Origin of the sequence: Streptomyces sp. UW30 (assembly GCF_008042075.1) — a bacterium.
Classification (GTDB): Bacteria; Actinomycetota; Actinomycetes; order Streptomycetales; family Streptomycetaceae; genus Streptomyces.
In genome coordinates, this window is record NZ_RDBN01000037.1 from 121503 (window position 1) to 145192 (window position 23690).

Genomic DNA, 23690 nt, shown 5'->3' on the forward strand with positions numbered 1-23690 from the left:
CTCCTTCACTCGAACTCCGCCACAGCGTACGGCGTGCCACCCGGCGGCCCTCGCCCTACGCTCGACACATGCCCCGCCGCCACATCCGCGTGACCGGCGCCCCCGAGGCCCCCCTCCGGGCCGCCCTCACCGCGCTGCGCAACGAACTCGGCGTCCCAGGCGGCTTCCCGCCCGAGGCCCTGGCGGAGGCCGAGCGAGCAGCGAAGACTCCCGCCCTTCCCTCCTACGACGCCACCGACATCCCCTTCCTCACCATCGACCCTCCCACGTCCACCGACCTCGACCAGGCGATGCACCTGTCCCGGCAGGGCACCGGCTACCGCGTCCGGTACGCCATCGCGGACGTCGCCGCCTTCGTCGTACCGTCGGGCGCGCTCGACCGGGAGGCGCACCGCCGGGTGACCACGCTCTACTTCCCGGACACACGGGTCCCGCTGCACCCCGAGTCGCTGAGCGAGGGCGCGGCGAGCCTGCTCCCGGACCAGGACCGGCCCGCCGTGCTGTGGACGATCGACCTCGACGCGGACGGCCGTACGCTCGCCGTCGACGTCCGCCGGGCCCTGGTCCGCAGCCGGGCCAAGCTGGACTACGCGGGCGTGCAGAAGGAGATCGACGGCGGGACCGCCGAGGAGCCGCTGGCGCTGCTGAAGGAGATCGGCGAGCTGCGGGAGCGGCTGGAGGTGGAGCGGGGCGGGATCTCGCTGAGCGTGCCCGAGCAGGAGATCGTCGAGCGCGACCACGCCTACGAGCTCGCCTACCGCGCACCGCTGCCCGCCGACGGCTGGAACTCCCAGATCTCCCTCCTGACCGGCATGGCGGCAGCCGACCTGATGCTGACCCTCGGCACGGGCGTCCTGCGCACCCTCCCCGCAGCCCCCGACGGCGCGGTCGGCAGGCTGCGCCACACCGCGCAGGCCCTGCACATCGACTGGCCGCACCACGTGTCGTACGCCGAACTCGTCCGCTCCCTCGACCCGCACCGCCCGCACCACGCGGCCTTCCTCCAGGAGTGCACGACGCTGCTGCGCGGCGCCGGCTACACGGTCTTCAGAGGCGGTGCCCTCCCGGCCATCACCACCCACTCCGCGGTGGCCGCCCCCTACGCCCACTGCACGGCCCCGCTGCGCCGCCTCGCCGACCGGTACACCGCCGAGATCTGCCTCGCGGCCGCCGCCGGCCGGCCGGTCCCCGACTGGGCACTCGCCGCCCTCGACGCGCTGCCCGCCCAGATGGCCGACGGCGCCCGGCGCGCGGGCACGGTCGAGCGGGAGTGCCTGGACGTCGTGGAGGCGGCGCTGCTGAAGGACCGGGTGGGGGAGGTCTTCGACGGCTGCGTGGTGGAGGTGGAGGAACGCCGACCCGCGGTCGGAACGGTGCAGTTGGTGTCCCCGGCGGTCATCGGCCGGATCGAGAACTCGGACGGGGACCGCCTGCCGCTGGGCGAGCGGATCCAGGTCAGGCTCACCCAGTCGGATCCGGGAGCGGCGAAGGTGCGCTTCGAGCCCGTGCGATCGCCTTGACGAGGCTGTCGGCGTCGTCGGCGTGGAAGCGCACGAGACGGATGTCCTGACGGCGGCCGAGGAAGGTGAAGTGGGCGACGGGCTCGGTGAGTTCGAGCGTCACGGTGGTCTGCGAGCCGATGGCGAGGTTCAGTTCGCCCTCGGTCCGCTCATGGGTGGTGCGCAGGTCGCGCCGTGCCCGGGCGATCTTCTCCAGCGGTATGCGCAGATCGACGTGCGCGGCACGCCGGACGCGCAGGTGGCCGGTGTCGAGGACGTGCGGGCGTACGACGGAGGCGGCGTGCATCCCGATGATGAGCACGAGGGTGTACAGGTCCACCGTGAACCACACCCGTTGCACGGTCGGGTGGTTCCGCAGCAGCACGGACATCATGATCGACTCGATCACGATCACGAACCCGAAGCCCAGCATCATCGGGCCCTGCCCGCCCGAGTACCCGAAGCCGGTGCCCGAGCCGACTCCGTTGCGCCGCCGGGCCACCCACAGCCCGATACCGGCGAGGAGCCGCAGCTCGTGCCGGACGAGGACGAGCGCGGTGCGCATCACGGTCCGTCTCCTTCCATGAGGATGTGCAAGGTACGGCGGATCGCCTCCGCCTGGGCCGGCGCGAAGTCGGCGTAGAAGGCGCGCAGGAAGCTGTTGTCCGGGTCGACGTCCACCGGGTCCGGGAGCAGGTCGCGGGGCAGGCAGTCGGCGAGGGCGCGGGCCGCCTCGTCCACGCGCGGGTCGGTGGGGTCCGCGTCGGCGAGCTCGTCCAGCAGGGCGTAGGCGGCGAGGGCCCGGTCCTTGCCGCCCGGCCGGCTGAACGCGTCCCCCAGCGCGCCCATGAGCTGTTCCCTTCCCTCGGGATCCGCCGCGGTCTCGATCAGCGCGAGCATCTCGCGGTCCTTGGCCGCCATGGGGGAGTCGGAGACCTGCGCCATGTCCTTGAAGAGCGCCGCGAGCCGGGGCGACACGGGCCCCTCGGCGGTCACCGCGCCCTCCGTCTCCAGCAGCGCCCGCAGCCGCGCCCGCCGCTCCCGGATGGCGTCCTCCTGCCGGGCGAGATCGTCGTCGAGCTCGGTGAGCACCTCGACAAGATCCTTCCCGGCGTCCTCGGCAAGCACGTCCCGCACCTCGGCGAGCCCCAGCCCCAGCTCCGTCAGCCGCCGGATCCGCGCCAGCACGACGGCATGCCGCAGCGTGTACTCCCGATAGCCGTTCGGCCGCCGCTCCGGCTCGGGCAGCAGCCCCTGATGGTGGTAGTGCCGCACCGTCCGCGTGGTGACACCGACGGCGGCGGCGAGTTCTCCGATCCGCATGAGACCAGTAGAGACGTTGACGTTGCGGCAGGGTCAAGCGGACGCCTCCGGCGGCATGAAACCGGGTCTCCAGGTGTTACCCCACCACCAGGCAGGGGGTGCGACGTGGGCGAACAGGCGCTGTGGACCAGGGCGAGGCTGGGCCGGGACGGCCCGCCGCTCGATCTGCTCACCGCCCGCTTCGACCGGCACGTCTACGCCCCCCACGCCCATGACGAGTTCACGATCGGCGTGTGCGTCGGGGGCAGCGAGATCATCGACTACCGGGGCGGCCGCATCCGCCCCACCCCCGGCTCCCTCGTCGTACTGGCACCGGGCGAGATGCACACCGGCGGCCCGGCCGAGACCGGCGGCTACGCCTACCGAGCCCTGTACGCGAACACGTCCCTGCTGACCGACGGCACCCTCGGCACCGCCGCCCCGCACTTCCGCGACCCCCTCCTCGACGACCCGGACCTGGCCACGGCCCTGAGTCTCACCCACGCCGAACTGGCCGCCTGCCCCGACCCGTTGGAGGCCGAGTCCCGCATCCCGTGGCTCATGACAGCCCTGACCCGCCGGCACTCCACGGCCAGGGCGGCGAGCGACACGGTCGCGGGCGCCGATCACATAGCGAGGGCGGTCCGCGACCGCCTGGCCGACGAGCTCACGGCCCCACCCTCCCTCGCGTCCCTGGCCACCGACCTCGGCCTCTCCCGCTATCAGCTCCTGCGTGCGTTCCGTACGACGATGGGGGTACCGCCGTACGCCTGGCTGGCCCAGTACCGGGTGAGCAGGGCGCGCGGCCTGCTGGAGACGGGCCTGCGCCCGGCGGAGGTCGCGGGCCTGGTCGGCTTCGCGGACCAGGCGCACCTCACCCGCTGGTTCCGACGGGTACTGGGCGTCACCCCGGCGGCGTACCGCAACAGCGTTCAAGACACCGGAGCGTGACGCGACCGAAACTCGCCGCATGACTGCACGCGGCTGGTTCCTGTTCGCCCTGATGAGCGTCGTCTGGGGCATCCCGTACCTGATGATCAAAGTGGCGGTGGACGAGGTCTCCCCCTCGATGGTGGTGTTCGCGCGGTGTGCCCTCGGCGCCGCCCTCCTGCTCCCGTTCGCACTCCGCCAGGGAGGCCTGCCCGGGACGGTACGACGGCACTGGCGGCCGATGCTGGCCTTCGCGTGCATAGAGATCATCGGCCCGTGGTGGACCCTGACGGACGCGGAACGCCACCTGTCCAGCTCCACGGCGGGCCTGCTCATCGCGGGCGTACCGATCGTCGGCGTGGCCCTGGCCCGCTTCCTCGGCAGCACCGAGCACCTGGGCGTCCGGCGCCTGACCGGCCTCACCCTGGGCCTGGCGGGCGTGGCGACCCTGACGATCCCGCACCTGACGGGCGGCGACGCCCGCTCCCTGACCGAGGTGCTGCTGACGGTACTGGGCTACGCGACGGCGCCCCTGATCGCGGCGAGGCACCTCAAGGACGTCCCGTCCCTCCACCTTACCGCTGCCTGCCTGACGCTCGCGGCCCTGGTCTACGCCCCCGCGGCGGCGCTGACCCGGCCCGCCGCGATGCCGTCGACCGAGGCACTGACGGCCCTGGCCGCCCTGGGCGCGATCTGCACGGCGGTCGCCTTCGTGGCGTTCCTGGAGCTGATCAAGGAGGTGGGCCCGACGCGGGCGACGGTGTTCACGTACGTCAATCCGGCGGTCGCGGTCGCGGCGGGCGCCGTCTTCCTGGACGAGCCCCTCACGGCAGGCATCGCGGTGGCCTTCGCCCTGATCCTCGCGAGCTGGTGGTGTTCGGGCCGCGCGAGGAGCTGCTGACCAGCAACGAACCGGTCGTACGGCAGTTCCTGAACGGCCGGATGCAGGGCCCGATCGGGATGGCGGAGGAGAAGGACGCCGCGCAGGTAGCTGCTGACCAGCAACGAACCGGTCGTACGGCAGTTCCTGAACGGCCGGATGCAGGGCCCGATCGGGATGGCGGAGGAGAAGGACGCCGCGCAGGTGTGTCGCCGACGGGGCGTTCATCGGCTGGTGCACCCTGGACTCGTGGAATCCGGACTTCCGCAGCGCCTCGCTGGGCTACTGCTTCGACGATGCGGCGTGGGGAGACGGGCGGCGGGCCAAGGAAGGGCGCTCGCCCGGTACCATGGTCGACACGGCAGACGAGCCGGGCGGACGGCCGCGTGGAGTCCCCTTAGGGGGCTTCCCGAGGAACGTCCGGGCTCCACAGGGCAGGGTGATGGCTAACGGCCACCCGGGGTGACCCGCGGGACAGTGCCACAGAAAGCAAACCGCCCAGCGCTTCGGCGCTGGGTAAGGGTGAAACGGTGGTGTAAGAGACCACCAGTGCCCAGGGCGACCTGGGCAGCTAGGTAAACCCCACCCGGAGCAAGGTCAAGAGGAGCGCCGTAAAACGCGCTCTGCGCGGACGTTCGAGGGCTGCCCGCCCGAGTCCGCGGGTAGACCGCACGAGGCCGACGGCAACGTCGGCCCTAGATGGATGGCCGTCGCTCCGAGGTCCGCGAGGACCCCGGAGAACAGAACCCGGCGTACAGCCCGACTCGTCTGCCGCTACTTGCGGCTTTGCTTCGGAAAGGGCCTCTGATCTGCGACGGAGGCCCTTTCCGGCGCGGCCTGGGCATCGGCGCTCCTGCCGGTCCCCGCGGCCTATTCGGTGCAGGCTGTCGTGAACGGTAGGCCGGGCTGACTGTCGAGTCCGGACTCACGGCGAGGTGCGCGCCGCTCCTTCGGCCCCGAGTGCAAGCTGCGGATCGTGGCCGAGTACGACGCCGCGCCCAAGAATGAGAAGGGCGCGAGATTTTCGCCGACACGCACGGCTCGTACTACGGCCGCCACTCCCGCCTGAGCAGCCCGTAGATCCACGAGTCGGAGACATCGCCGTTGACGACGCAGTCCTCTCGCAAGGTCCCTTCCCGCAGGAAGCCGAGCTTCTCCAGCACGCGGGCAGATCCCACGTTGCGCGTATCGGTCTCGGCCTGGACGCGATTCAGGTCCAACGTGTCGAACGCCCACCGCAGCAATGCGCGCGCGGTCTCGGTCGCGTAGCCGTGTCCCCACGCCGCATCGTCGAAGCAGTAGCCCAGCGAGGCGCTGCGGAAGTCCGGATTCCACGAGTCCAGGGTGCACCAGCCGATGAACGCCCCGTCGGCGACACGATCCACGGCGAGCCGCGCCCCGGTGCCCTCCTTCTCCATCTCCCGGCAACGGGCGATGAACTTCTCGGCACGCTCGCGTTCGGTCCACGGTGGACTGTCCCAGTAGCGCAACACGTGGGCCTTGCTCTGCAGCGCGAAGATGTCGTTCGTGTCCGCGTCTTCGAAGGCACGCAGTCGAAGGCGAGCGGTCTGCAACGAGGGGGTGGGCAGCGGCGTACTCAATTTCGCCTCCCGCGAAGTGTCTTCTCGGCGGGCCAGTGGAACGACATGTCCGGTCATCGGCCCGGCCGAGCGTATCTTAAGCCTGACCCTGACACGTAAGTGTCCGCAGGCAGAGGCTCTTTCGGGCAGGGTCGTCGAGCCGGTCGGGACCGTCTGCGCCGGGTTTGGTCCTCGTCCGTCCAGCCAGTGGGCCTCCAGCGGGTCGAGGGTGACTCCGGCACCCCCCGTCACGAGAGATCCTGAACTCGCAGGCATAGCAGCAGGGCCTCTTGGCAGCTCGGGGTTGCGATCCCAACCGAGCAGTGCCAGAGGCCCTGTTGTCGCGGTCTGTCGCGTTCGCTTGCGTGGAGCACCGGCGGGTGCACGCCTTTGGTCATGAGCGGCCGCCCGGCCGGGCGTTGGCCCCATGCCTTCAGTCGGCCGGCGTCCCGAGCGGAATGGACACCCCCGGCCGCGTCTGGAGTTCCCACCCTCGGTCCACCAGGCGTTCCGCCAGCCCCCCCACACACAAGCGAGACGAAGGGACGAACCGCGCCCATCTCTCTCGCCGCGGGACGGAGTTCATGCCCAGCCAAGTCGAACCGAAGGATCGCGTTCGGAAAGCGGATGGTGTCTGAAAACGCGCCGGGCTGATCAACCAGCTCGCGCCGGACGCGGCCGGGACCGATCCAGGACGCCCACTCCTCGGGCGGCGCCGTGGTCCAGGACCGGGGACAGCTCCTCGCTCTGATCCACGACATCAACACCCTGATCAGATAGTCTTCTTACTTCGACGACGGCACGAGGCATGCCAGCCAGGGCCGCGACGAGGGGGACCAGTCCGATGGAAGACACCAGCACCTGCCCGGACCGCACCACAGACGCATACCTGGCGGCCGTCCGGCGGACCGTCCGACTGCCGCTCGACCGGCGGCGGCGCGAGGCGCTGGAGCGAGTCGCTGCTCATCACCGAGCTCTCCTATGTCCGGGTCAAGACCCGGGTACCGGAGACCGACACCGCGGTCTTCGACCGGGACGATCCGGTCATCAGGCTGACCGTCAGCGGCCGTCCCGAGCGCGAACGGGCGGGCCGCACGCTCGAGTTCTTCCTGAACCACCTGCCGGTGCGCCGCGCGACGGGCGGGCACAGCCGGCGGGCGCCGGCCCGTCGCGCTCTCGACGCGGAGAACGGACTGCTTCCGTACCGGCACTTCCCCTGCGCCGCGCTACGGGCTCCGGTCGGCGCCGACCCCTTTGAAGTGTCCTTCATCTACGGGCATTTCCATCTCCTGATGATCCGCTGGTCAGCGAACTGGTGACCGAGCACGCGGAGCTGCGGGATCCCACCAACCTCCCGGTTCGGGTGGATGCGCTCAACGATCCGGATCCGGATCCGGACGCCGCCGCAGGCATCCGGAGAGCCACGGACTCCGGCCGAACACCGTGACTGACAGCACCCTGATACAGCCTGGGAAGGAACACCGGCTCTTGTCTGCTCCGCATTCCAACCTGACGATTCCCCTTACCGCCGCACAGGACCGGGTTCTCGTGCTCGACCGGATGGACCCCGAGGCCGGCGCCTTCCACGCGGTGCGGGCCTTCGAGCTTCGCGGCCCCTTCGATCCGGCGAGGTTCCGGACGGCCGTCCAGGACACGGTCCGACGGCACCCGGTCCTGCGGACCGCGTTCCCGGTGATCGACGGCGAGCACCAGCAGGTGGTCCGGCCGGCCGCCGAGGTCGAAGCGGACGTGGCGGTCGTGACCGTCGGCGACCGCCGGGACCTGGAGGACGTGCTGCGTGAGTCGGCGCGGCGACCGTTCGATCTCGCCCGGCCCCCGCTGCTCCGGTGCGTCATCGCCGAACTGCCCGACGACGAACGGGTGGTGCTCGTCTGCGTCCACCGTCTGATCGTCGACGACGTGTCCTTCGGGCTGCTCCTGCGTGAGGTGTCCGCGGCGTACCGGGACGCGACGTCCGCGCCCGCGGAGCGGCCGGCGCAGACCAGCCCGCCGGAAGCGTCGCCGTTCGCCGATCACGCCGGGCGTCAGTACGCGAAGCTGTGCGGCGGCGCGTATCGGGAAGCAGAAGACTACTGGGTGACGACCTTGGCCGAGGCTCGTCGGCTTCTCCCCGTCCCGACCGACTTCCCGCGTCCCCAGGTGCGCACGGCGATCTGCGCCACGGCATCTGCCGGCGTGCCGGCGAGCGTCGTCGACGGTCTCGCGGAGCGGGCGCGGGCGCGGGACACGGACCTGTCCACCGCCGCGCTCGCCGCGTTCCACGTCTTCCTGGCCCGGCTGTCAGGGGTCGGCGACATCATTGTCGGTATCGAGAACCACGCCGGCCGGACCGGCGGGGCACATGACGCGATCGGGCCGTTCACCGACATGCTGCCGATCCGGGCGGACCTCTCCGGCGACGTCCCGTTCGGCGATGTGCTGACCCGGGTGCGCGAGGCGATAGCCGACGCTCGTTTCCACGGCGAGATCCCGTTCGGGGCGATCGTGTCCGCGCTGTCGCTGGACCGGGAACTCAGTTACGACCCCGTAGTCCAGGCGGCGTTCTCCTTCGCGGATCCGCCGGCCGTCGACCGGACACTCGCTGTCCCGGGCGCGGACGTCCTTCCGGTGCCCCTGCCCACCGGCAGCACCGCCGGGGCCGACCTCGCCGTTCGGCTCACTCCCGACGACGACGGCGGCCTCGCGATCCGCTTCGACTACCGGACCGACCTGTTCAGCAGCGCGACGATCGGCCGGTGGACGGCGGACTTCGCCGCCCTGCTGGCAGGTCTGGCCGCCGCGGATCTCACCCTGCCGGTGAACCGGGTGCCGCTCGTGACCGGCCCGGAGCGGACCGAGGTGCTGGAATCCTGGAACGCGACCGCGGCCGAGGTGCCGGACCGTCTCGTCCAGGACCTGGTGTCGGAGGTGGCGGGCCGCCACCCGGACCGGCCGGCCGTCGGCTGGCGCGACGAGCAGATGACGTACGGCGAGCTTGAGCGGCGGTCGGACTCCCTGGGCTGGTACCTGCGGGACCGGGGTGTCGGTCCGGGCACGGTGGTCGGCCTCTGCCTGGAGCGGTCGCCTGCCACGGCGGTCGCGGTGCTCGCGGTCCTCAAGGCCGGCGGTGCCTACGTGCCGCTCGACCCCGCGTATCCGGCGAGCCGCCTGGCGTTCATGACCGAGGACTCTCAGGCGCGCGTCGTCGTCACACAGGCGTCCCTGGCGGGCCGCCTGCCCTCCGGGACGTCGGTGGTCGTCCTCGACGGAGAGGACGCCGACGCCGTCACGCGGGCCGGGGACGGCCGGGGACGGCCGCCGTCGGACGCGACCGGGGACGACGCGGCCTACATCATCTACACGTCAGGCTCGACGGGGCGGCCGAAGGGCGTGGTGATCGATCACCGGTCCCTGACGAACCTCGCCGCCGCGCAGCGGCACGACTTCGGCATCACGGCCGAGGACCGGGTGCTGCAGTTCGCCTCGTTCAGCTTCGACGTGTCGGTCTCCGACATGTTCTTCACCTGGACCGCCGGGGCGTTCCTGCAGATCGCAGCCGAGGACGAGCGGCTGGGCCCGGCGTTGCAGGAGCGGCTGCGCGCGTCGCGGATCACGTCGGTCACGCTGCCGCCGGCGGCCGTGTCGACGCTGACCCCGTCGCCCGGCGCCCTGCCCGACCTGCGCACGCTGGTCGTCGGAGGCGAGGCGTTCACCGCGGAACTGGTCGAGCCGTGGACCCGCCAGTGCCGGGTCGTCGACGCCTACGGCCCGACCGAGAGCACCGTCTGGACGACGCTGGCCGAACTCGGCCCGGGTGACGCGCCGGTCATCGGCCGGCCGCTGGCCAACCTTCAGGTGTACGTGCTGGACAGCTGGCTGGAGCCGGTGCCGGTGGGCGTCACCGGGGTGCTGTACGTCGCCGGGGCGGGGGTCGCGCGCGGCTACGCCGGGCGTCCGGGGCTGACGGCCGAGCGCTTCGTCCCCAACCCGTTCGGGCCGCCCGGCAGCCGGATGTACGACACCGGAGATCTCGTCCGCTGGCGTCACGACGGTGTGCTGGAATTCGCCGGCCGGGCGGACGACCAGGTGAAGGTGCGGGGGTACCGCATCGAGCTCGGCGAGATCGAGGAGGCGCTGCGCGCCCACGCGCGCGTCGGACAGGCCGTTGTCGTGACGCGTCCGGACGAGGCCGGCGGTGCGCGGCTGGTGGCCTATGTCCGCGCCGAGGACGGCGACGGGGCCGGCACCGCGGAGCTCCGCGAGTGGCTGGGCAGCAGGCTGCCTGCGTACATGGTGCCGGAGGTGTTCGTGCCCGTCGACGCCTTCCCGACGACGCGGGCCGGCAAGGTCGACCGGTCGCGGCTGCCCGATCCGCCGACGACCCGTCCGGCCAAGGGGCCCGTCTTCGTCACGCCGCGCACCCCCTTGGAGGAACGGATCGCGGCGGTGTGGGAGCGGGTGCTGCGGATCGACCGGGTGGGCGTCGAGGACGACTTCTTCGCGCTCGGCGGCAATTCTCTGCGGCTGCTGGCGGTGCGGTCCGGGCTTCAGCAGGAGCAGCCTCGCGTCGACGTGCGGCTGGCCGATCTCTTCCGATTCCCGACGGTCGCGCTGCTGGCCGACTTCCTGGAGCGCTCCGGGCGGGGGAGCGGGACCGCGGACGGGAACGGGAGCGGTCGTCCGGGGGCGGTGGACCCGGCGCCATCCGCCCAGGCGACGGAACCGGTCCCGCCGGTCGCCGTCGATCCTTACGAGGAGCTGCGCGACGCGCTGTCCACGGAGGAGGTCGACGCCGCGGTCGCCGCGGCCGCGCGCCTTCGCACACACCTGGCCGCGACCGGCGGAGTGGCGGGGCGGACGGTCCTGGTCGCCTACGGAGGCGGAAAGGACAGCAGCTTCGCTCTGGCCTTCGCCCGGCTGATGCAGCTGGTCACGCTGAGGATCTACGGCCAGACGTTCCGGATGCGTGTCATGAGCAACCGGCACACCGGGATGCCCAGCGCCGTGATGGACAACATCGACCGCGTCTACCGGGCGCTGCGGCTGTACGACGACCCGGACTGCGAGCTGCTGTGCGTGGACGGGGACACGGTGTCGCCCTTCCGCGCGGACCTTCCGCTGCCCGCCGATCTGGTCGAGCGGAACCGCGCCGACATCCTCATGTCCGGCCACCGCGCGGCCGGCGACGGGCGTCCCACCTTCTGCAACGCCTGCAACCTGAACATGGTGCGGGCCTTCGCGATCGCGGGGGCCTACCAGGACGGCGTCGACGTCATCGTCACGGGCGACTCGCCGGAGGAGCAGCGGGCCTATCTGAACTGGATCAACAAGGTGGCGCGGGCCTTCAAGATAGGCGCGAAGGGGTCCTCGCGGCAGGGATTCAACCGCGTGCTCGAACTCTTCGACGGCATCGCCCGGGAGTACTTCACCGACATCCACGGCGCGAGCGGATCGGACACCGTCCTGCAGGGCATCCCGCACGACATGAAGAAGAGTCTGACGTTCTTCTCGATCTATCAGGAAGCGAACTACGCAAGCGGCAGCCACTGGGAGTTCCTGACGGAATATCTGGGCTTCGTGTTCGACGACATCGCCTTCAGCTTCAGCGAGTCGGACTGCGGCAACCCCGGGCTGATGGCGCATCTGCGGGGTCTGAAAAGCGAGCACCGGTACGGCAGGTCGTACTCCGAGGGGTTGTCCGAGTACGTGGACTTCGCCATCGGGCTGATGCGGGAAAAGGATTTCCCGGAGCGCCTGATCGAGATGATCCGGCAGCGCTACGCCGGCCCGGACGGCGTGGCGACCATGCGCACCGCGATGACCCGCTACGCCGAGGAAGCGTACGCGCTGACCGAGGAACAGCTCGTCTGCATGACGTACGCGCCGTTCGTGGACGAGGCCGCCGGCCTGGCGGAGTATCTCGCGGCCGAGCAGCCGGACTTGGCGGACCGGGCCGCGGACATCCGGCGGCTGCTGGCCGACGGCTCGGCGGCCGTGGACCGGGATCGGGACCACGAGCTGAGGCGCAGGCTGGAGACGATGAGCGGCCTGACGCTGGGGCAGCTGTCCGTCCTGTACCGCCGGCCGTCGCTTCCGTCCGATCCCGGTGTCGCGGCGGACAACCTGCTGGGCGTGGTGCGTGCGGGCGACCCGCACAAGAGCGTGATCGACACCCGGCGCGACCCGGCCGGGCCCACCGTTCCGGAGCTGATATCAGGACGCTGAGATACGCCGACGGACACTGTGGCCGGCCCGCCGGCGGCGATCTTCGGCACCACCGCGGCGCTCGGCGCCGCGGTGGTCCTCATCGGCGTGTCCTGTCTGGGCGTTCTCGGTGTGCCCGCCGTCTCCGAGATGTGCGCGGCGGTACCACAATCCGTACTGGCTGGAGAGGCATGACATGGATGACATATCGACATTGCTGCTGTGTGTTCCGCACGCGGGGGCCGGGCCTGCGGTCTTCAAGAAGTGGAGCGGTTACGACGTTCGGGGCATCGAGCCGCATCCCGTGCTGCTGCCGGGAAGGGAGCAGAAGCTCTTCGACGAACCCCACACCGACATCCACGCCGCGGTGGCGGACATCTCCCAGGAGCTGCGGCCGCTGATCGGCGACCGCCCGGTGGCGCTGTTCGGGCACTGTCTCGGCGCGCTGGTCTGCTTCGAGCTCACCCGCCGCCTGCGCTCGGCGGGCGTCGCGGTGACCCGGCTCATCGTCAGCGGCAGCCGTGCGCCCGACCAGCTCCGCGAACGGCTGCTGACGGGCATCGTCGACGACGAGCGCTTCCTGACCGAACTCGAACGCAGCGTCGGGTACCGCGCCCCGGCGATGGACGACCCGGAAATGCGCGAGCTGCTGATGCCGACCCTGCGCGCCGACGTGCGGATGGACGAGGAGTACCGGCTGGACGACAAGACGCCGCTCGACATCCCCATCACGGCGGTGCGCGGCGCCGAGGACGAGATCGTGTCCGCCCGCGACATCAACGCTTGGCGGTCCTGGACGACCGCGGACTTCACGACGGTCGAGTTTCCCGGCGGTCATATGTACGTCGGCGAGCACGGGGCGGCGCTGGTCCGGCTGGCGGCGGATTCTCAAGTGGTGACCGGGCAGGCCGACTTGACGTGACGCCGACCGAGGCGGCTGTCGGCACAGCCTCACGATGCTCCAGCAACTCCAGAACGGACTGCGGGCGATCCGCTCGGCGTGGCGCCCGGACAATTCGAACGGTAGTGTCGCCGCCGCGGGCGGATCTGATCTCTGACGACTCCGTCCGCGGTTGACGGTCTGTCAGGGTGACGTCTCCAGGCGGGGGATAGCGGTGGAAGCGGATGGTGTGCGTTGATTCCTGAGCGCTGCAAGGTCGAGCAGTTCTTCGGTGAGTGGGACGCCCGGGTGGAGCACGTCGCGTGCGCCTCGGACGTCGACGGGCTGTCGATGCGCGAACTGCTGCAGCTCGCCGACCCCGAGACGACGGCGCTCTGGGAAGGGCTCGAGCTCGGTTATACGGACACGCTCGGACACCCGTTGCTGCGTGAAGCGATCACGGAGCAGTACGCACGCATGAAGGCCGGGGAGATCACCGTCTGCGGCGGCGGTGCCGTAGAGGCGATCTTCCTGCTCGCGAACGTCCTGTTGAAGCCGGGCGATCACGCGCTGGTCGTCTGGCCCGCCTTCGAATCGCTGTTCCGCATAGCGCCGACCCTTGGCGCGACGATCACGCCGATCGAACTCGACGCGGACAACGGCTGGAGACTGGACCTCGACGTCGTTCGTCAGGCTTTGCGACCCAACACCCGCGCCCTGTTCGTCAACTTCCCGCACAATCCGACCGGCGCGCTGCCGACCCGTCATGAATTCGAGCAACTGCTCGCGCTCGCCCGGGAGGCGGGAATCACCGTCGTGTCGGACGAGGTGTACCGCGGTCTCGAGCACGACCCCGATGCGCTGCTTCCCGCGGCGTGCGACGTGGACGAGCAGGCGGTGAGCATCGGCGTCATGTCCAAGTCCTACGGCTTGGCCGGACTGCGCGTCGGGTGGCTGGCCACCCGCAACAAGAGGATCACCGATGCCGCCCGCGTCCTCAAGGACTACACCACCGTGTGCGCCGCCGCACCGGCCGAGATCCTGGCGCTCATCGCCCTGCGCGCCGGGCCTCAACTGATCGAGCGCAGCCGCCAGATCATCCTTTCGAACCTGTCGATCGGTGAGTCCTTCTTCACCGAGCACAGCGACGCCTTCGAATGGGCCGCGCCCACAGCCGGTCCCATGGCGTTCCCGCGGCTGCGCCTGCCGGTACCGYTCGACGAGTTCGTCGCGGACCTCGCGCGTGAGAAGAGCGTCCTGTTCCTGCCGGGCACCATCTTCGACATGACCGACAACCGGCTGCGGCTGGGTCTGGGCCGTAGCTCGCTGCCTACCGCGCTGGAGCGGGTCGACGACTACCTCGCCTCCAGTGCTGTGCCCACGGGGTCGTAACAGGGCGCGAGCTCGGCGAAGACCTTTCTGCTATGGCCAGTTCGTGGCATCGGCCTCGTCCGGAATGAACAATTCCACCGTTCCGCTCCGCCAGGCTCGGTGACAGGGGCGGACCGGACCGCGCCAAAAAGCCTCTGCTGGGCGATATTTACGCGTGAGAGTCAAGCCGATAAGCCGCACCGGGCCCCTGGCTGCGAGATCGTCAGGAGCCGTTGACTCCACGACCTGCGCTATATACGTTTGCTTATATGTCGCAAGACGTCACTGGCTCCATAACGGGGGGCCGAGGAACTCGGCATCGGTTCGCGCCGGAAATACTGGAGAGTGTTCGTCAGGCATCTCGCCTCGACAACTGGCACGGACCGCTCGAGCTCGTTCGGCACTGGTTCTGGATAGCATTCTGGTCCGCTTCGGCGGTGTTCACGTTCGGCAACTGGCCGCTGTGGGCCTCGATCCCGGTATATCTCGCCGCCGCCTTCTTCATCGGCGGACGTCAGCGCGCGCTGGCGGGTGTGCTGCATATGTCCACGCATCGCGCTTTCATGGCTCAGCACCGCGTCGAGAGCGTCGTCGGCTCCCTCTTCGGCGGCTACCCGGTGCTGCAGAGCTTCACCGCGTACCGGGCTTCGCACCTTGGTGAACACCATGGCAGCCTGGGCGACCCGGACCGCGATCCCGACTACCGGCAGTACAAGGACAACGGCCTGTGCGGCGACAACCTGGGGCGCCGGGCACTGAACCGCTACCTTCGCAAGGTGGTGGGCCCACGCAACACCGCCGCGTACATCCTCTATCTGCTCAGGCACCGGATCTACTCCAAGAGCGAGGCACCCGCCGAGCGTGTGGTGCGCATCGCCCTGCTCGTGGCCGTGCTGGCCTGGTCGGTGATCGCCGGCTGGTGGCTGTGGCTGATCCTGCTCTGGTTCGTGCCCCTGGCGACGACGCAGGTCTGGATCGGCGCGGTCGCCGAGTTGATGGAGCACTTCCCGCTCATCGAGAACGCGCCGCGTATCGACCTCTACATGTCCTGGAACCGGGAGTACGGTTTCGTGACCCGCTTCCTGTTCGGCGAGATCGACGGCGAGGGTTTTCATCTGGCGCACCATCTGTTCCCCAGGACGCCGATGTGGCGCTTGCGCGAGGTCGACGCGATCTTGGCGCGGGACCCGGAGTACGCGTCACTGCCACGCCTGAGCGGAGTGCTCGGCGGGATGGTTCAGATCTACCGGTCCCTGCCGCCGACAGGACCTGGCCGGCCGCTCCCGGCACAGTCCGTCGCCTGACTCGCAGGGCGACGGCTGTCCACACCTTCAAGAAACGCTCTCAGACGACGCTTTGCTGAACGGGTGAACATGGCTGATCTCGTGTCGTTGGTCGCGCAGTTCGAGCGACAGGCACAATCGACGCCGCACGCGGTCGCGCTTGACGACGACGGTCAGCTCACGACGTACGCGCAGCTCGATCAGTGGTCTGACACCGTCTGCGCCGACCTCATGGCCGCGGGTGCCGTACCCGGCGGTCTCATCGGCATCCTGCTCCCTCGCGATTCCCGATGGATTCCCGCGATCCTCGGCGTGCTGAAGGCGGGTTGCGGATACGTACCCCTGGATCCGCTGTATCCCGAGGAACGTCTGGCACTGATGGTGGAGGACTCGGGGCTGAAGCTGATCCTCCGCGACCCGGCGGGCGCCGATCTGCCGTCGAGCCCGCTGCGCGTGGACATGCCGGGCGCGCAGGCCCGGAGACGGTCGGCGTCCCGCCCGCCGTTGGGCCCCGACTCACCGGCGTACGTCATCTACACGTCGGGATCGAGCGGCCTGCCGAAGGGTGTCCCGATCCGGCATCGGCACGTGCTCGGCCTCATCCAGGCCGTCACCGCACGAGTGCGTTACGAGGCCACCGATGTCTGGTCCCTGTTCCACTCGCCCTCCTTCGACTTCTCGGTGTACGAGATGTGGGGGCCCCTGCTCACCGGTGCCCGCATCGCCACCGTGCCGCAGCACGCGCGGGTGGACCCGGCCGGCTTCGTCGAGTTCTTGAGGGCCCGCCGTGTCTCCGTGCTGTGCATGGTTCCGACGGTCTTCCGGCACCTCGTCGCTTCGGGCGCCGSACCGCAGGACGAACTGGCGGTGCGGCAGGTCGTCTTCGGGGGCGAAGCCGTCGACCCGGTCGCGGTCTCGGGGTGGTTGTCGACGCTGCCGGCCCGGCGGCGACCGGAGGTCCTGAACATGTACGGGATCACCGAGTCGACCGTGCACGTGACGCTCCGAGAGATGACAGAGGCCGACTTCACCAGGACAGAGCCGGGCACGTTGATCGGCACGGCGCTGGCGCACGCCCGGATGCGGCTCCTGGACTCGCGGATGCGACCGGTCGAGAAGGGGGAGATCGGCGAGATCCTGCTGGACGGGGTCGGCGTGACCGACGGCTACCTTGGCCGGCCCGACCTCAACCGGGAGCGCTTCGTCGAGCTGACGTCGGCGGACGGATCGGTGGTGCGCTGTTTCCGCACCGGCGACACCGCCAGGTGGGACGAGGAGACGGGAAGCTACGTCTACCACGGCCGTATCGACGATCAGGTGAAGGTGAACGGCCACCGCATCGAGTTGGGCGAGGTAGAGGCATGCCTGCGGGCTTGTCCCGGCGTGTTCGAGGCCGCCGTCGTGCTGCACAGCCCACCGGGTCGTGCTCCGAGCCTGCTGGCCCACGTTGTCGCCCCTCCGCCCGCCGCGGACCGGGCGGAGCACAGCCCTGAGCCGGGCGACCCGAAAGCGCCGGCTCGCGCGATCCGGGAGATCAGGCGCGCCCTGGCCACAAAGCTTCCCCGGTACATGATTCCCCAGCACATCGAGATGGTCTCGAGCCTGCCGCGGACCGAGTCGGGCAAGGTGAGTCGCAGGGGTCTGATTCCCAGCAGGCCCGCCGCGGACTAGAAGTGCCGCACTGTGGCAGGTTGGCGATGACGCCTTTCATATCAGGCGGCCCTATCCGGAGTTGCCCGATACCGGTACGGTCAAATATCCACCGAAATCAAATCCCAGTTGGGGGAGCTTGTGTCGCGTCTCGAGGGTAAGGTCGCCTTCATCACCGGAATGGGTCGCGGAACAGGCCGCAGCCACGCCGTTCGGCTGGCTGAGGAAGGCGCGGACATCATCGGGATCGACATATGTCGTGACATCGAAACCGCGGCCTATCCGATGGCCTCGCAGGACGACCTCGCCGAAACGGCGCGGCAGGTCGAGAAGCTCGGTCGGCGCGTTTTCACCCGAGTCGCGGACGTGCGCGATGCGCTGGGACTGCGCGCTGTCCTGCAAGAGGGCGTCGAGAAGCTCGGCCGCCTGGACTTCGTCGTCGCCAACGCAGGCATCAGCACCGCCCAGTCCCGGATGACGACGTTGGAAGAGGACATCAAGGCCTGGAACGACACCATCGATGTGAACCTGACCGGCGTGTGGAACACCGTGCAAGCGGCCATCCCGTATCTGCTCGCCGGAGGCCGGGGCGGTTCGATCATCATCATCGGCTCGACCGCGGGGCTGAGCGGCGTGGCCGCGGGCCCGTACACGGCTGCCAAGCACGGCATCGTGGGCATCATGCGCGGCCTGGCCAACGAGCTGGCCGAGGACTACGTCAGGGTGAACGTCGTCCACCCGACCGGGGTCAACACCCCGATGGCGAGCAACCCGGGGATGGAGGCGTACCTGGCCTCGGAGGTCGAGCAGGGAAACCAACTGGAGAACGCGATGCCGGTCGACATGTTGGAGCCCTCTGACATCAGCGGCACCGTCGCGTTCCTGTGTTCCGACGACTCCCGTTACATCACCGGCGCGAACATCCCGGTCGACGCGGGGTTCGTGAACCGCATGCTGACGACCTGATCCGCCTTCTCGAGCCGATCGTGTCCCCGCCCCGCGGTGAACGGGGCGAGGACACGGCCTCAGCGGGAATCCTCAGCCGACCGTCAGCCTGGGCCCGCCCAGCCGGCCGGCCTCGCGGACCAGGATCTCCAGGACCGCCGCCGGCTGCTCGAAGGGGACGGAATGGCCGCCGGGCACCACGTGTGCGGAGTGCGCGGCATCCGTCCACGCAGCCCAGCTCCGGTAGTTGATCTCGGCCATGGGATCGTCGTCGCCGGTGATCGCGACGATCGGTATGTCCAGGCGATCCTCGGCCGTGGGCGGGCGGCCGAGGCGACAGGCTCTGTCCACGGCCATGTCGGCTCGCATGACCGGCAGGATCACGTCGGCCACGTCTTCGTCCACCATGTCGTCCGGGGTCACGCCCCATTCGCGCAACGCCCCGATGAGGGTCTGGTCGTCGGCGTCGGCCAAAGTGGTGTCGCCCAGGATGTCCGGCGCGGCCGAACCGGCGGCGACGAGCATGGACAGCGGGCGCGAACGCCGTCGCAGCCGCATGGCGACCTCGCGGCCAAGCGTCGCCCCCACGCTGTGTCCGAAGATCACGTAGGGACGTTCCGCGTATGCGTCGATCGCCGCGGCGATGTCGTCTGCCAGCGGTGTGAGTGAAGAGACCGGGGGCTCGGCGAAGCGGCTCTCGCGTCCGGGGGTGTGGATCGCGACCAGTTCGAGCCCGGGCGGCCGGAACGGAAGCCACCGCCGGAACAACGCCGGGCCGGAAGCCGACGGTGGGAAGGCGAACACGAGCAAACCCGTCGTCGGCCCGGAGATCACCTGGAGCAGTCGATCGGTTGACAACGTCCTCTACGCTCCCCTCATGCCGGGCCGGTCGGCCGGTACTTTCTGTTCGACATCGGTGGGCCCTAGCTCCCAGTGGTGTCGGCGTCTAAGTAGGCTGCGTCCGACCGGCGGACGTCGAAAATGGAAATTGTTTACGGGAGGTTGCCGACCATGATGGTGGACGAGCAGAAGGTCTCGCAGTTGGTGGCCGAGGTGATCGGGATCGACGTCTCCGAGGTCGACGTGGACACGAACTTCTTCGACCTCGGAGGCAATTCGTTGCTGCTGATATCGCTCGTCGAGAAACTGAAGTCGACGCTGGGTGTCCAGACCGACATCGTCACGTTGTTGGAGTTCCCGACGATCGAAGGGTTCGTGTCTCACTGGAACGCTCAGTGGGCCGGCGCCGACTCGGCGCCGGCCGACCACAGCCGGGCGTAGGCTCCGTCCTGGTCGAGCAGCCCCTCATGGGATCCGACCTCGACGATGCGGCCGTTCTCCATGACGACGATCCGGTCCGCGTCCTGCGCCGTGTGCAGACGGTGTGCGATCGCGATGACGGTTCGCCCTTCGAGAACGGTCGCCAACGCCCGCTCGAGGTGCCGCGCCGAGCTGGGATCCATCTGGGAGGTCGCWTCGTCGAGGATCAGCACCGGCGGATCGGCCAGGAGCAGTCTGGCCAGGGCGATCTGCTGGGCCTGCGCATCGGTGAGCTCCTGGGCGCCGGCGCCCAACACGGTGTCCAACCGCTCCGGAAGGCCTGTGACCCAGCCGTCGGCACCGACCGCCTTCAGCGCGTTCCACAGCGCGGGGTCATCGGTCGCCGCCTGCGGTTCCCGATCCGCGTATGCGGCGGACAGCTCGAGATTCTCCCGTAGCGAGCCCCCGAAGACGTACTGCTCCTGAGTCACCAGCACTATGTGCTTGCGCAGTTCGTGCGGCGGCACCTCGTGGAGCGGCACCCCGGCGATGTCGATGCTGCCCGCGCGCGGATGGTAGATGCCGGACAGCAACCGGGCCAGTGTCGACTTGCCGCTGCCGGTCCGGCCGACGATCGCGATCCGCTCGCCGGTGCGCACCTCCAGGTCGACCCCGTGCAGGACGTCTGGTCCGTTCGCGTAGGCGAACTGGACATCCCGCACCGACAGATCCGCCGAAGCGATCTCGTCGTGCTTCGACAGCACCCGCTCGGTCCCCGTGTTCGAGACGCCGAGGATGCGCGCCAGCGACGCCTTTCCCATCTGGAGCAACCCGACCCAGCCGAGCAGGACCTCCAGAGGGATCATCATCTGCAGCGTGTACACGGTGGCGGCCGTCACCTGGCCGAGGTTGACCCAGCCCTGGGTGTAGGCGTATCCGCCGAGCAGCAGGATCGGAGTCAGCGGCAGGACGAACAGGAACTCTTCGATGCAGTACAGCACCGTCCGGACCCACAGCCGGTTGGCGACCGCGTCGTACCAGGTCTGGGCGTCGTGTTCGGCCAGGCGGATCCGGTCTGCTTCCAGGCCGAACGCCTCGACGGTGGCAGCCCCTTGGATGGTCGCCGTCAGACCCTCGGTGAGACCGCTGGAGGTCTCGGCCTCGCGGAGATAGGAGGGATACGCGCGGGCCAGATACCACCGGGTGGCCAGCACCAGGGGCGGCACGATGATGAGAACCGCGAGCYACAGCAGCCACGACACCAGCACGAGCGCGCCGATGGTGAGCGCGATCCACACCAACGCGTCGAGGACCGAGGGCACGGCCAGCTGCGCACTGCGTCGCAGCCTGTCCGTGTCCCCCGAGGCGCGCGTGATCAGATCGCCCTCGTCGGACCCTTCGACCACGTCCTGCGGAAGCGCGAGCGTGTCATCGACGAACTTCTCGCGGATCTCGGCCAGGACGGTCGCGGCCAGCGCGCCCGCGGCCCGGAACGCATAACGGATCAGGAATGCCTGCAGCAGGATGAATCCGCCGAAGACGAGCGCGAGCGTGGTCACACTGCCCGCGGTCGCCGTTCCGTCCTGGATGCCCTGGACCATGGACCCCAACAGCCGGGGCCCGACAAGGCCGCAGGCCGAGGCCAACGCGTAGAGCAGCAGAACGCCGACCAGTTCCCGTCTGCGGTGTCGCATCGCGGTCGACAGAAAACGGCGGACCTCTCGCCCGTCGGCCACGGGAAGCATGCGGGCGCTCATCGGCCGACCACCGACGCGTCGTCGCGCACCATCAACGTGCGGTATTCCGGCTGGTTCTCCATCAGTTCCTCGTGGGCCCCGGTCGCCACCACGCGACCGTCGATCACGAAGGCGACCGACTGCGCCTGCTGGAGCATCAGGGGGCTGACTGTGAACACCACCGTGCTTCGCCGACTCGGTTCTGTCTTGTGGCGCTGGGCCAGATTCGTCGCTATGGCGTGCTCGGTGTAGGCGTCGACAGCATTCGTGGGCTCGACAAGCAAGGTGAAGTCCGCATCGGTGAGAAGTGCCCTGGTGAGTCTCAGACGTTGCAGCTGACCTCCCGAGAAGGTCCTGCCGCGCCCGGTCATCTGGGTGTCCAGACCGTCGGGAAGCGCGTCGATGATGTCTGTCGCGCTGGCGATCCGCAGTGCGTCCGCGATCTTCTCCGGGGCCGCCGTTCCCGACGGTGAGATTTCATGGCCGATCGTGCCCGCGAAGAACCGGTCGTTGTTCCGTGCCAGCAGGACACGGGAACGCACGTCCGCGATCGGCAGCGACGACAACGACTCCTCGCCCAGCATGACTTCGCCGGAGTCCTCGAAGCGGGCCAGCCGGCGGGTCAGCATCTCGGCGTCCCCCGGCCGGGCGCAGGCGACTGCCGTCAGTGCCGCAGGGGGGAGGTCCAGTCCGGAGTCCGGGTCGACCAGGTGCACCGTGCCCCGGCTTTCCGGAGCCGAGACGGGGCCCGCCCGGTCCGGCACCGGTGTGTTCAGCAATGCCGTCACCCGGCCGGCGGCGACCATCGACAGGGTCAGCTGGTTGGCGCCGTCCATGATGTCGTGCAGTGGCAGGGTGAGGAAGACGGCGAAGGCGTAGAACTGGACCATCTGACCAATCGTCACCTCCCCGTTGAGCACGAAGCGAGCCGCCGCGTAGGTGACGATCACGGCGATCAGACCCGGCATGAGGAGGTCCGTCGCACCGAGATTGGCCTCGGCGCGCGCCACCCGGGCGTCCGCGACCTTCAGTTGGGCCGAGTCGGCGTGGAACGCCTTCGCGTACGGCCTCTCGCCGCCGATCCCGCGCAGCACCCGCAACCCCGAGGCGATGTCGACGGCCCGTCCCGCCAGCCGGCCCTGCTGGGACCGGTAGTCGCCTTGGTGCCGGTGCAGCGGACGCAGCAGATAGCCGCCGAGCACGATGACAGCGGGAACGGTCAGCAGGACCACGACCCCCAACGGAATCTTGATCGTGAACATCAGCACGATGATGGCGATGACGGCGATGACCGAGCCCAGGACCCGGCCGAGGTGCTGCATCCCGGCGCCGATGGCGGGGACGTCGGCCGTGCAATTGGCCGTCAGCTCACCGATGTCGTGCTTGCGCGAGAGCGAGGCGCCGAGCGCGGTGACGTGCCGCGTGACCAGCTGCATGGTCAGGCAGCTGGACAGGGTGGCGGTGAAGGTCGACTGCCGGAAGAACGCGGTTCCCATGGCCGATCGCACCAGGCCGAGGAGAAGGATGACGACCGACCACAGGATCAGCTGGTCGTTGTTGTGCTTCGCGATGCCGTCATCCAGCGCCCACCCGATCGCGACCGGAATGACCACCTGGCTCGTGTTCCAGATCCCTGACGACACGATTGCCCAGATCACGCCCGCCTTCTGGCGTACGACAAGAGCGAGGAGAAATCTGAACGGCGATCTGTGATCAAGTCCGGCATGTTCAATCACGGGGATCCGCTGCATCAGTGCGAAGTACCTTTCGGCGTCGTCCAGATCGATCAGCCTGCCGTGCGGGTTGCTACGGCGGTCACCGCGACCTGCTCATCCGGGTGATCGGTAAAGCAGGCTACCCGAGTAGCAGTCCATCGGAGTAGGGATCAGTTCCCTGTGTTGGCTGATTGCCGTTGCGGTGAGCTTGACCCTGACGCGTAAATGTCCGCAGGTAGACGCTCTTTCACCCCGGGATCGCGTCCAGCGGGCCGAGCACCGGGCGGAAAGGGGGGCATCGCCTCCTCGATACGCGCTGGCTGAGCTTGGCTCTGACGAGTAACTGTCCGCAGGCAGAGGCTCTTTCGGGCAGGGTCTCGCCGGAACGGTCGGGACCGTCTGCGCCGGCACTATCCAACTCCAGGTCCTTTGCCCCATGTTGTGGTACTACCCGG

The 23690-nt window shown here is 69.5% G+C and carries 16 protein-coding genes, 1 other RNA gene and 2 pseudogenes; 13 read left to right on the forward strand and 6 right to left on the reverse strand.

Annotation, left to right across the window (positions count from 1 at the left end; genetic code table 11):
- Positions 1 to 68 precede the first annotated feature (68 nt).
- Complete coding sequence (locus tag EAO75_RS19155) at positions 69 to 1520, forward strand: RNB domain-containing ribonuclease (RefSeq protein ID WP_147996300.1); 1452 nt, start codon at positions 69 to 71, stop codon at positions 1518 to 1520.
- On the opposite strand, the gene EAO75_RS19160 is transcribed toward EAO75_RS19155, so the two are convergent.
- Together EAO75_RS19160 and EAO75_RS19165 are read right to left on the reverse strand one after the other, a co-directional pair.
- Positions 1462 to 2064, reverse strand: a complete 603-nt coding sequence (locus tag EAO75_RS19160) for a hypothetical protein (RefSeq protein ID WP_147996301.1) — start codon at positions 2062 to 2064, stop codon at positions 1462 to 1464. The two genes, EAO75_RS19155 and EAO75_RS19160, sit on opposite strands and share 59 nt — an antisense overlap.
- Entirely contained in the window at positions 2064 to 2822 is a 759-nt protein-coding gene (locus EAO75_RS19165; protein ID WP_147996302.1) for a MerR family transcriptional regulator, read from the reverse strand. The genes EAO75_RS19160 and EAO75_RS19165 overlap by 1 nt, the downstream gene beginning before the upstream one ends.
- Positions 2823 to 2927: 105 nt before the next feature.
- Here EAO75_RS19165 and EAO75_RS19170 point away from each other — a divergent pair, with 105 nt between their 5' ends.
- The 5 genes and pseudogenes from EAO75_RS19170 (at position 2928) to rnpB (ending at position 5382) form a co-directional block, all read left to right on the forward strand.
- Entirely contained in the window at positions 2928 to 3752 is an 825-nt protein-coding gene (locus EAO75_RS19170) for a helix-turn-helix domain-containing protein (protein WP_261989360.1), read from the forward strand.
- 19 nt (positions 3753 to 3771) lie between these two features.
- The gene (locus EAO75_RS19175; protein ID WP_147996304.1) at positions 3772 to 4632 is read left to right on the forward strand and encodes a DMT family transporter; all 861 of its coding nucleotides are present in this window, start codon (positions 3772 to 3774) and stop codon (positions 4630 to 4632) included.
- Positions 4593 to 4745, forward strand: a pseudogene (locus EAO75_RS19180) (ABC transporter ATP-binding protein); the annotation flags it as partial. The gene EAO75_RS19175 and the pseudogene EAO75_RS19180, both read left to right, overlap by 40 nt.
- 74 nt (positions 4746 to 4819) lie before the next feature.
- Positions 4820 to 4927, forward strand: a pseudogene (locus EAO75_RS47490) (GNAT family N-acetyltransferase); the annotation flags it as partial.
- A 50-nt stretch (positions 4928 to 4977) separates the two neighbouring features.
- Positions 4978 to 5382: RNase P RNA component class A (gene rnpB, locus EAO75_RS19190), an RNA gene on the forward strand.
- 275 nt (positions 5383 to 5657) lie between these two features.
- Here rnpB and EAO75_RS19195 read toward each other — a convergent pair.
- Complete coding sequence (locus EAO75_RS19195; protein ID WP_147996305.1) at positions 5658 to 6269, reverse strand: GNAT family N-acetyltransferase; 612 nt, start codon at positions 6267 to 6269, stop codon at positions 5658 to 5660.
- A 1410-nt stretch (positions 6270 to 7679) separates the two neighbouring features.
- On the opposite strand from EAO75_RS19195, the gene EAO75_RS19200 reads away from it, so the two are divergent.
- The 6 genes from EAO75_RS19200 (at position 7680) to EAO75_RS19225 (ending at position 18545) form a co-directional block, all read left to right on the forward strand.
- The gene (locus tag EAO75_RS19200) at positions 7680 to 12416 is read left to right on the forward strand and encodes a non-ribosomal peptide synthetase (protein WP_187284513.1); all 4737 of its coding nucleotides are present in this window, start codon (positions 7680 to 7682) and stop codon (positions 12414 to 12416) included.
- 175 nt (positions 12417 to 12591) lie between these two features.
- Positions 12592 to 13317, forward strand: a complete 726-nt coding sequence (locus EAO75_RS19205) for a thioesterase II family protein (RefSeq protein WP_147996307.1) — start codon at positions 12592 to 12594, stop codon at positions 13315 to 13317.
- A 213-nt stretch (positions 13318 to 13530) separates the two neighbouring features.
- Positions 13531 to 14667 carry an aminotransferase class I/II-fold pyridoxal phosphate-dependent enzyme gene (locus tag EAO75_RS19210; RefSeq protein WP_147996308.1) on the forward strand — a complete coding sequence of 379 codons (1137 nt, stop codon included), beginning with the start codon at positions 13531 to 13533 and terminating at the stop codon, positions 14665 to 14667.
- A 416-nt stretch (positions 14668 to 15083) separates the two neighbouring features.
- On the forward strand, positions 15084 to 15950 hold the full coding sequence (locus tag EAO75_RS19215; protein WP_222723973.1) for a fatty acid desaturase: 867 nt from the start codon (positions 15084 to 15086) through the stop codon (positions 15948 to 15950).
- Between the two features lie 69 nt (positions 15951 to 16019).
- Positions 16020 to 17600, forward strand: a complete 1581-nt coding sequence (locus EAO75_RS19220) for an amino acid adenylation domain-containing protein (protein ID WP_147996310.1) — start codon at positions 16020 to 16022, stop codon at positions 17598 to 17600.
- A gap of 108 nt (positions 17601 to 17708) precedes the next feature.
- Positions 17709 to 18545 carry a mycofactocin-coupled SDR family oxidoreductase gene (locus EAO75_RS19225; RefSeq protein ID WP_315987162.1) on the forward strand — a complete coding sequence of 279 codons (837 nt, stop codon included), beginning with the start codon at positions 17709 to 17711 and terminating at the stop codon, positions 18543 to 18545.
- A 72-nt stretch (positions 18546 to 18617) separates the two neighbouring features.
- Here the strand turns inward: EAO75_RS19225 and EAO75_RS19230 are convergent, their stop codons facing one another.
- A complete protein-coding gene (locus EAO75_RS19230; protein WP_147996311.1) occupies positions 18618 to 19382 on the reverse strand; it encodes a thioesterase II family protein in 765 nt (254 codons plus the stop codon).
- A 153-nt stretch (positions 19383 to 19535) separates the two neighbouring features.
- Between EAO75_RS19230 and EAO75_RS19235 the strand changes: the two genes are divergently transcribed.
- Positions 19536 to 19805, forward strand: a complete 270-nt coding sequence (locus tag EAO75_RS19235) for an acyl carrier protein (RefSeq protein WP_187284515.1) — start codon at positions 19536 to 19538, stop codon at positions 19803 to 19805.
- Here EAO75_RS19235 and EAO75_RS19240 read toward each other — a convergent pair.
- Both EAO75_RS19240 and EAO75_RS19245 read right to left on the reverse strand, forming a co-directional pair.
- Positions 19757 to 21478 carry an ABC transporter ATP-binding protein gene (locus EAO75_RS19240; protein ID WP_222723974.1) on the reverse strand — a complete coding sequence of 574 codons (1722 nt, stop codon included), beginning with the start codon at positions 21476 to 21478 and terminating at the stop codon, positions 19757 to 19759. The genes EAO75_RS19235 and EAO75_RS19240 overlap by 49 nt on opposite strands.
- 59 nt (positions 21479 to 21537) lie before the next feature.
- The gene (locus EAO75_RS19245; RefSeq protein WP_187284516.1) at positions 21538 to 23178 is read right to left on the reverse strand and encodes an ABC transporter transmembrane domain-containing protein; all 1641 of its coding nucleotides are present in this window, start codon (positions 23176 to 23178) and stop codon (positions 21538 to 21540) included.
- Positions 23179 to 23690 lie beyond the last annotated feature (512 nt).

What these genes read in the sequence shown, in the direction of transcription:
- EAO75_RS19155 (WP_147996300.1), top strand. Translation starts at nt 69, where the DNA reads ATGCCCCGCCGCCACATCCGCGTGACCGGCGCCCCCGAGGCCCCCCTC.
- EAO75_RS19160 (WP_147996301.1), bottom strand. Translation starts at nt 2,064, where the DNA reads ATGCGCACCGCGCTCGTCCTCGTCCGGCACGAGCTGCGGCTCCTCGCC.
- EAO75_RS19165 (WP_147996302.1), bottom strand. Translation starts at nt 2,822, where the DNA reads ATGCGGATCGGAGAACTCGCCGCCGCCGTCGGTGTCACCACGCGGACG.
- EAO75_RS19175 (WP_147996304.1), top strand. Translation starts at nt 3,772, where the DNA reads ATGACTGCACGCGGCTGGTTCCTGTTCGCCCTGATGAGCGTCGTCTGG.
- EAO75_RS19195 (WP_147996305.1), bottom strand. Translation starts at nt 6,269, where the DNA reads ATGACCGGACATGTCGTTCCACTGGCCCGCCGAGAAGACACTTCGCGG.
- EAO75_RS19205 (WP_147996307.1), top strand. Translation starts at nt 12,592, where the DNA reads ATGGATGACATATCGACATTGCTGCTGTGTGTTCCGCACGCGGGGGCC.
- EAO75_RS19235 (WP_187284515.1), top strand. Translation starts at nt 19,536, where the DNA reads ATGATGGTGGACGAGCAGAAGGTCTCGCAGTTGGTGGCCGAGGTGATC.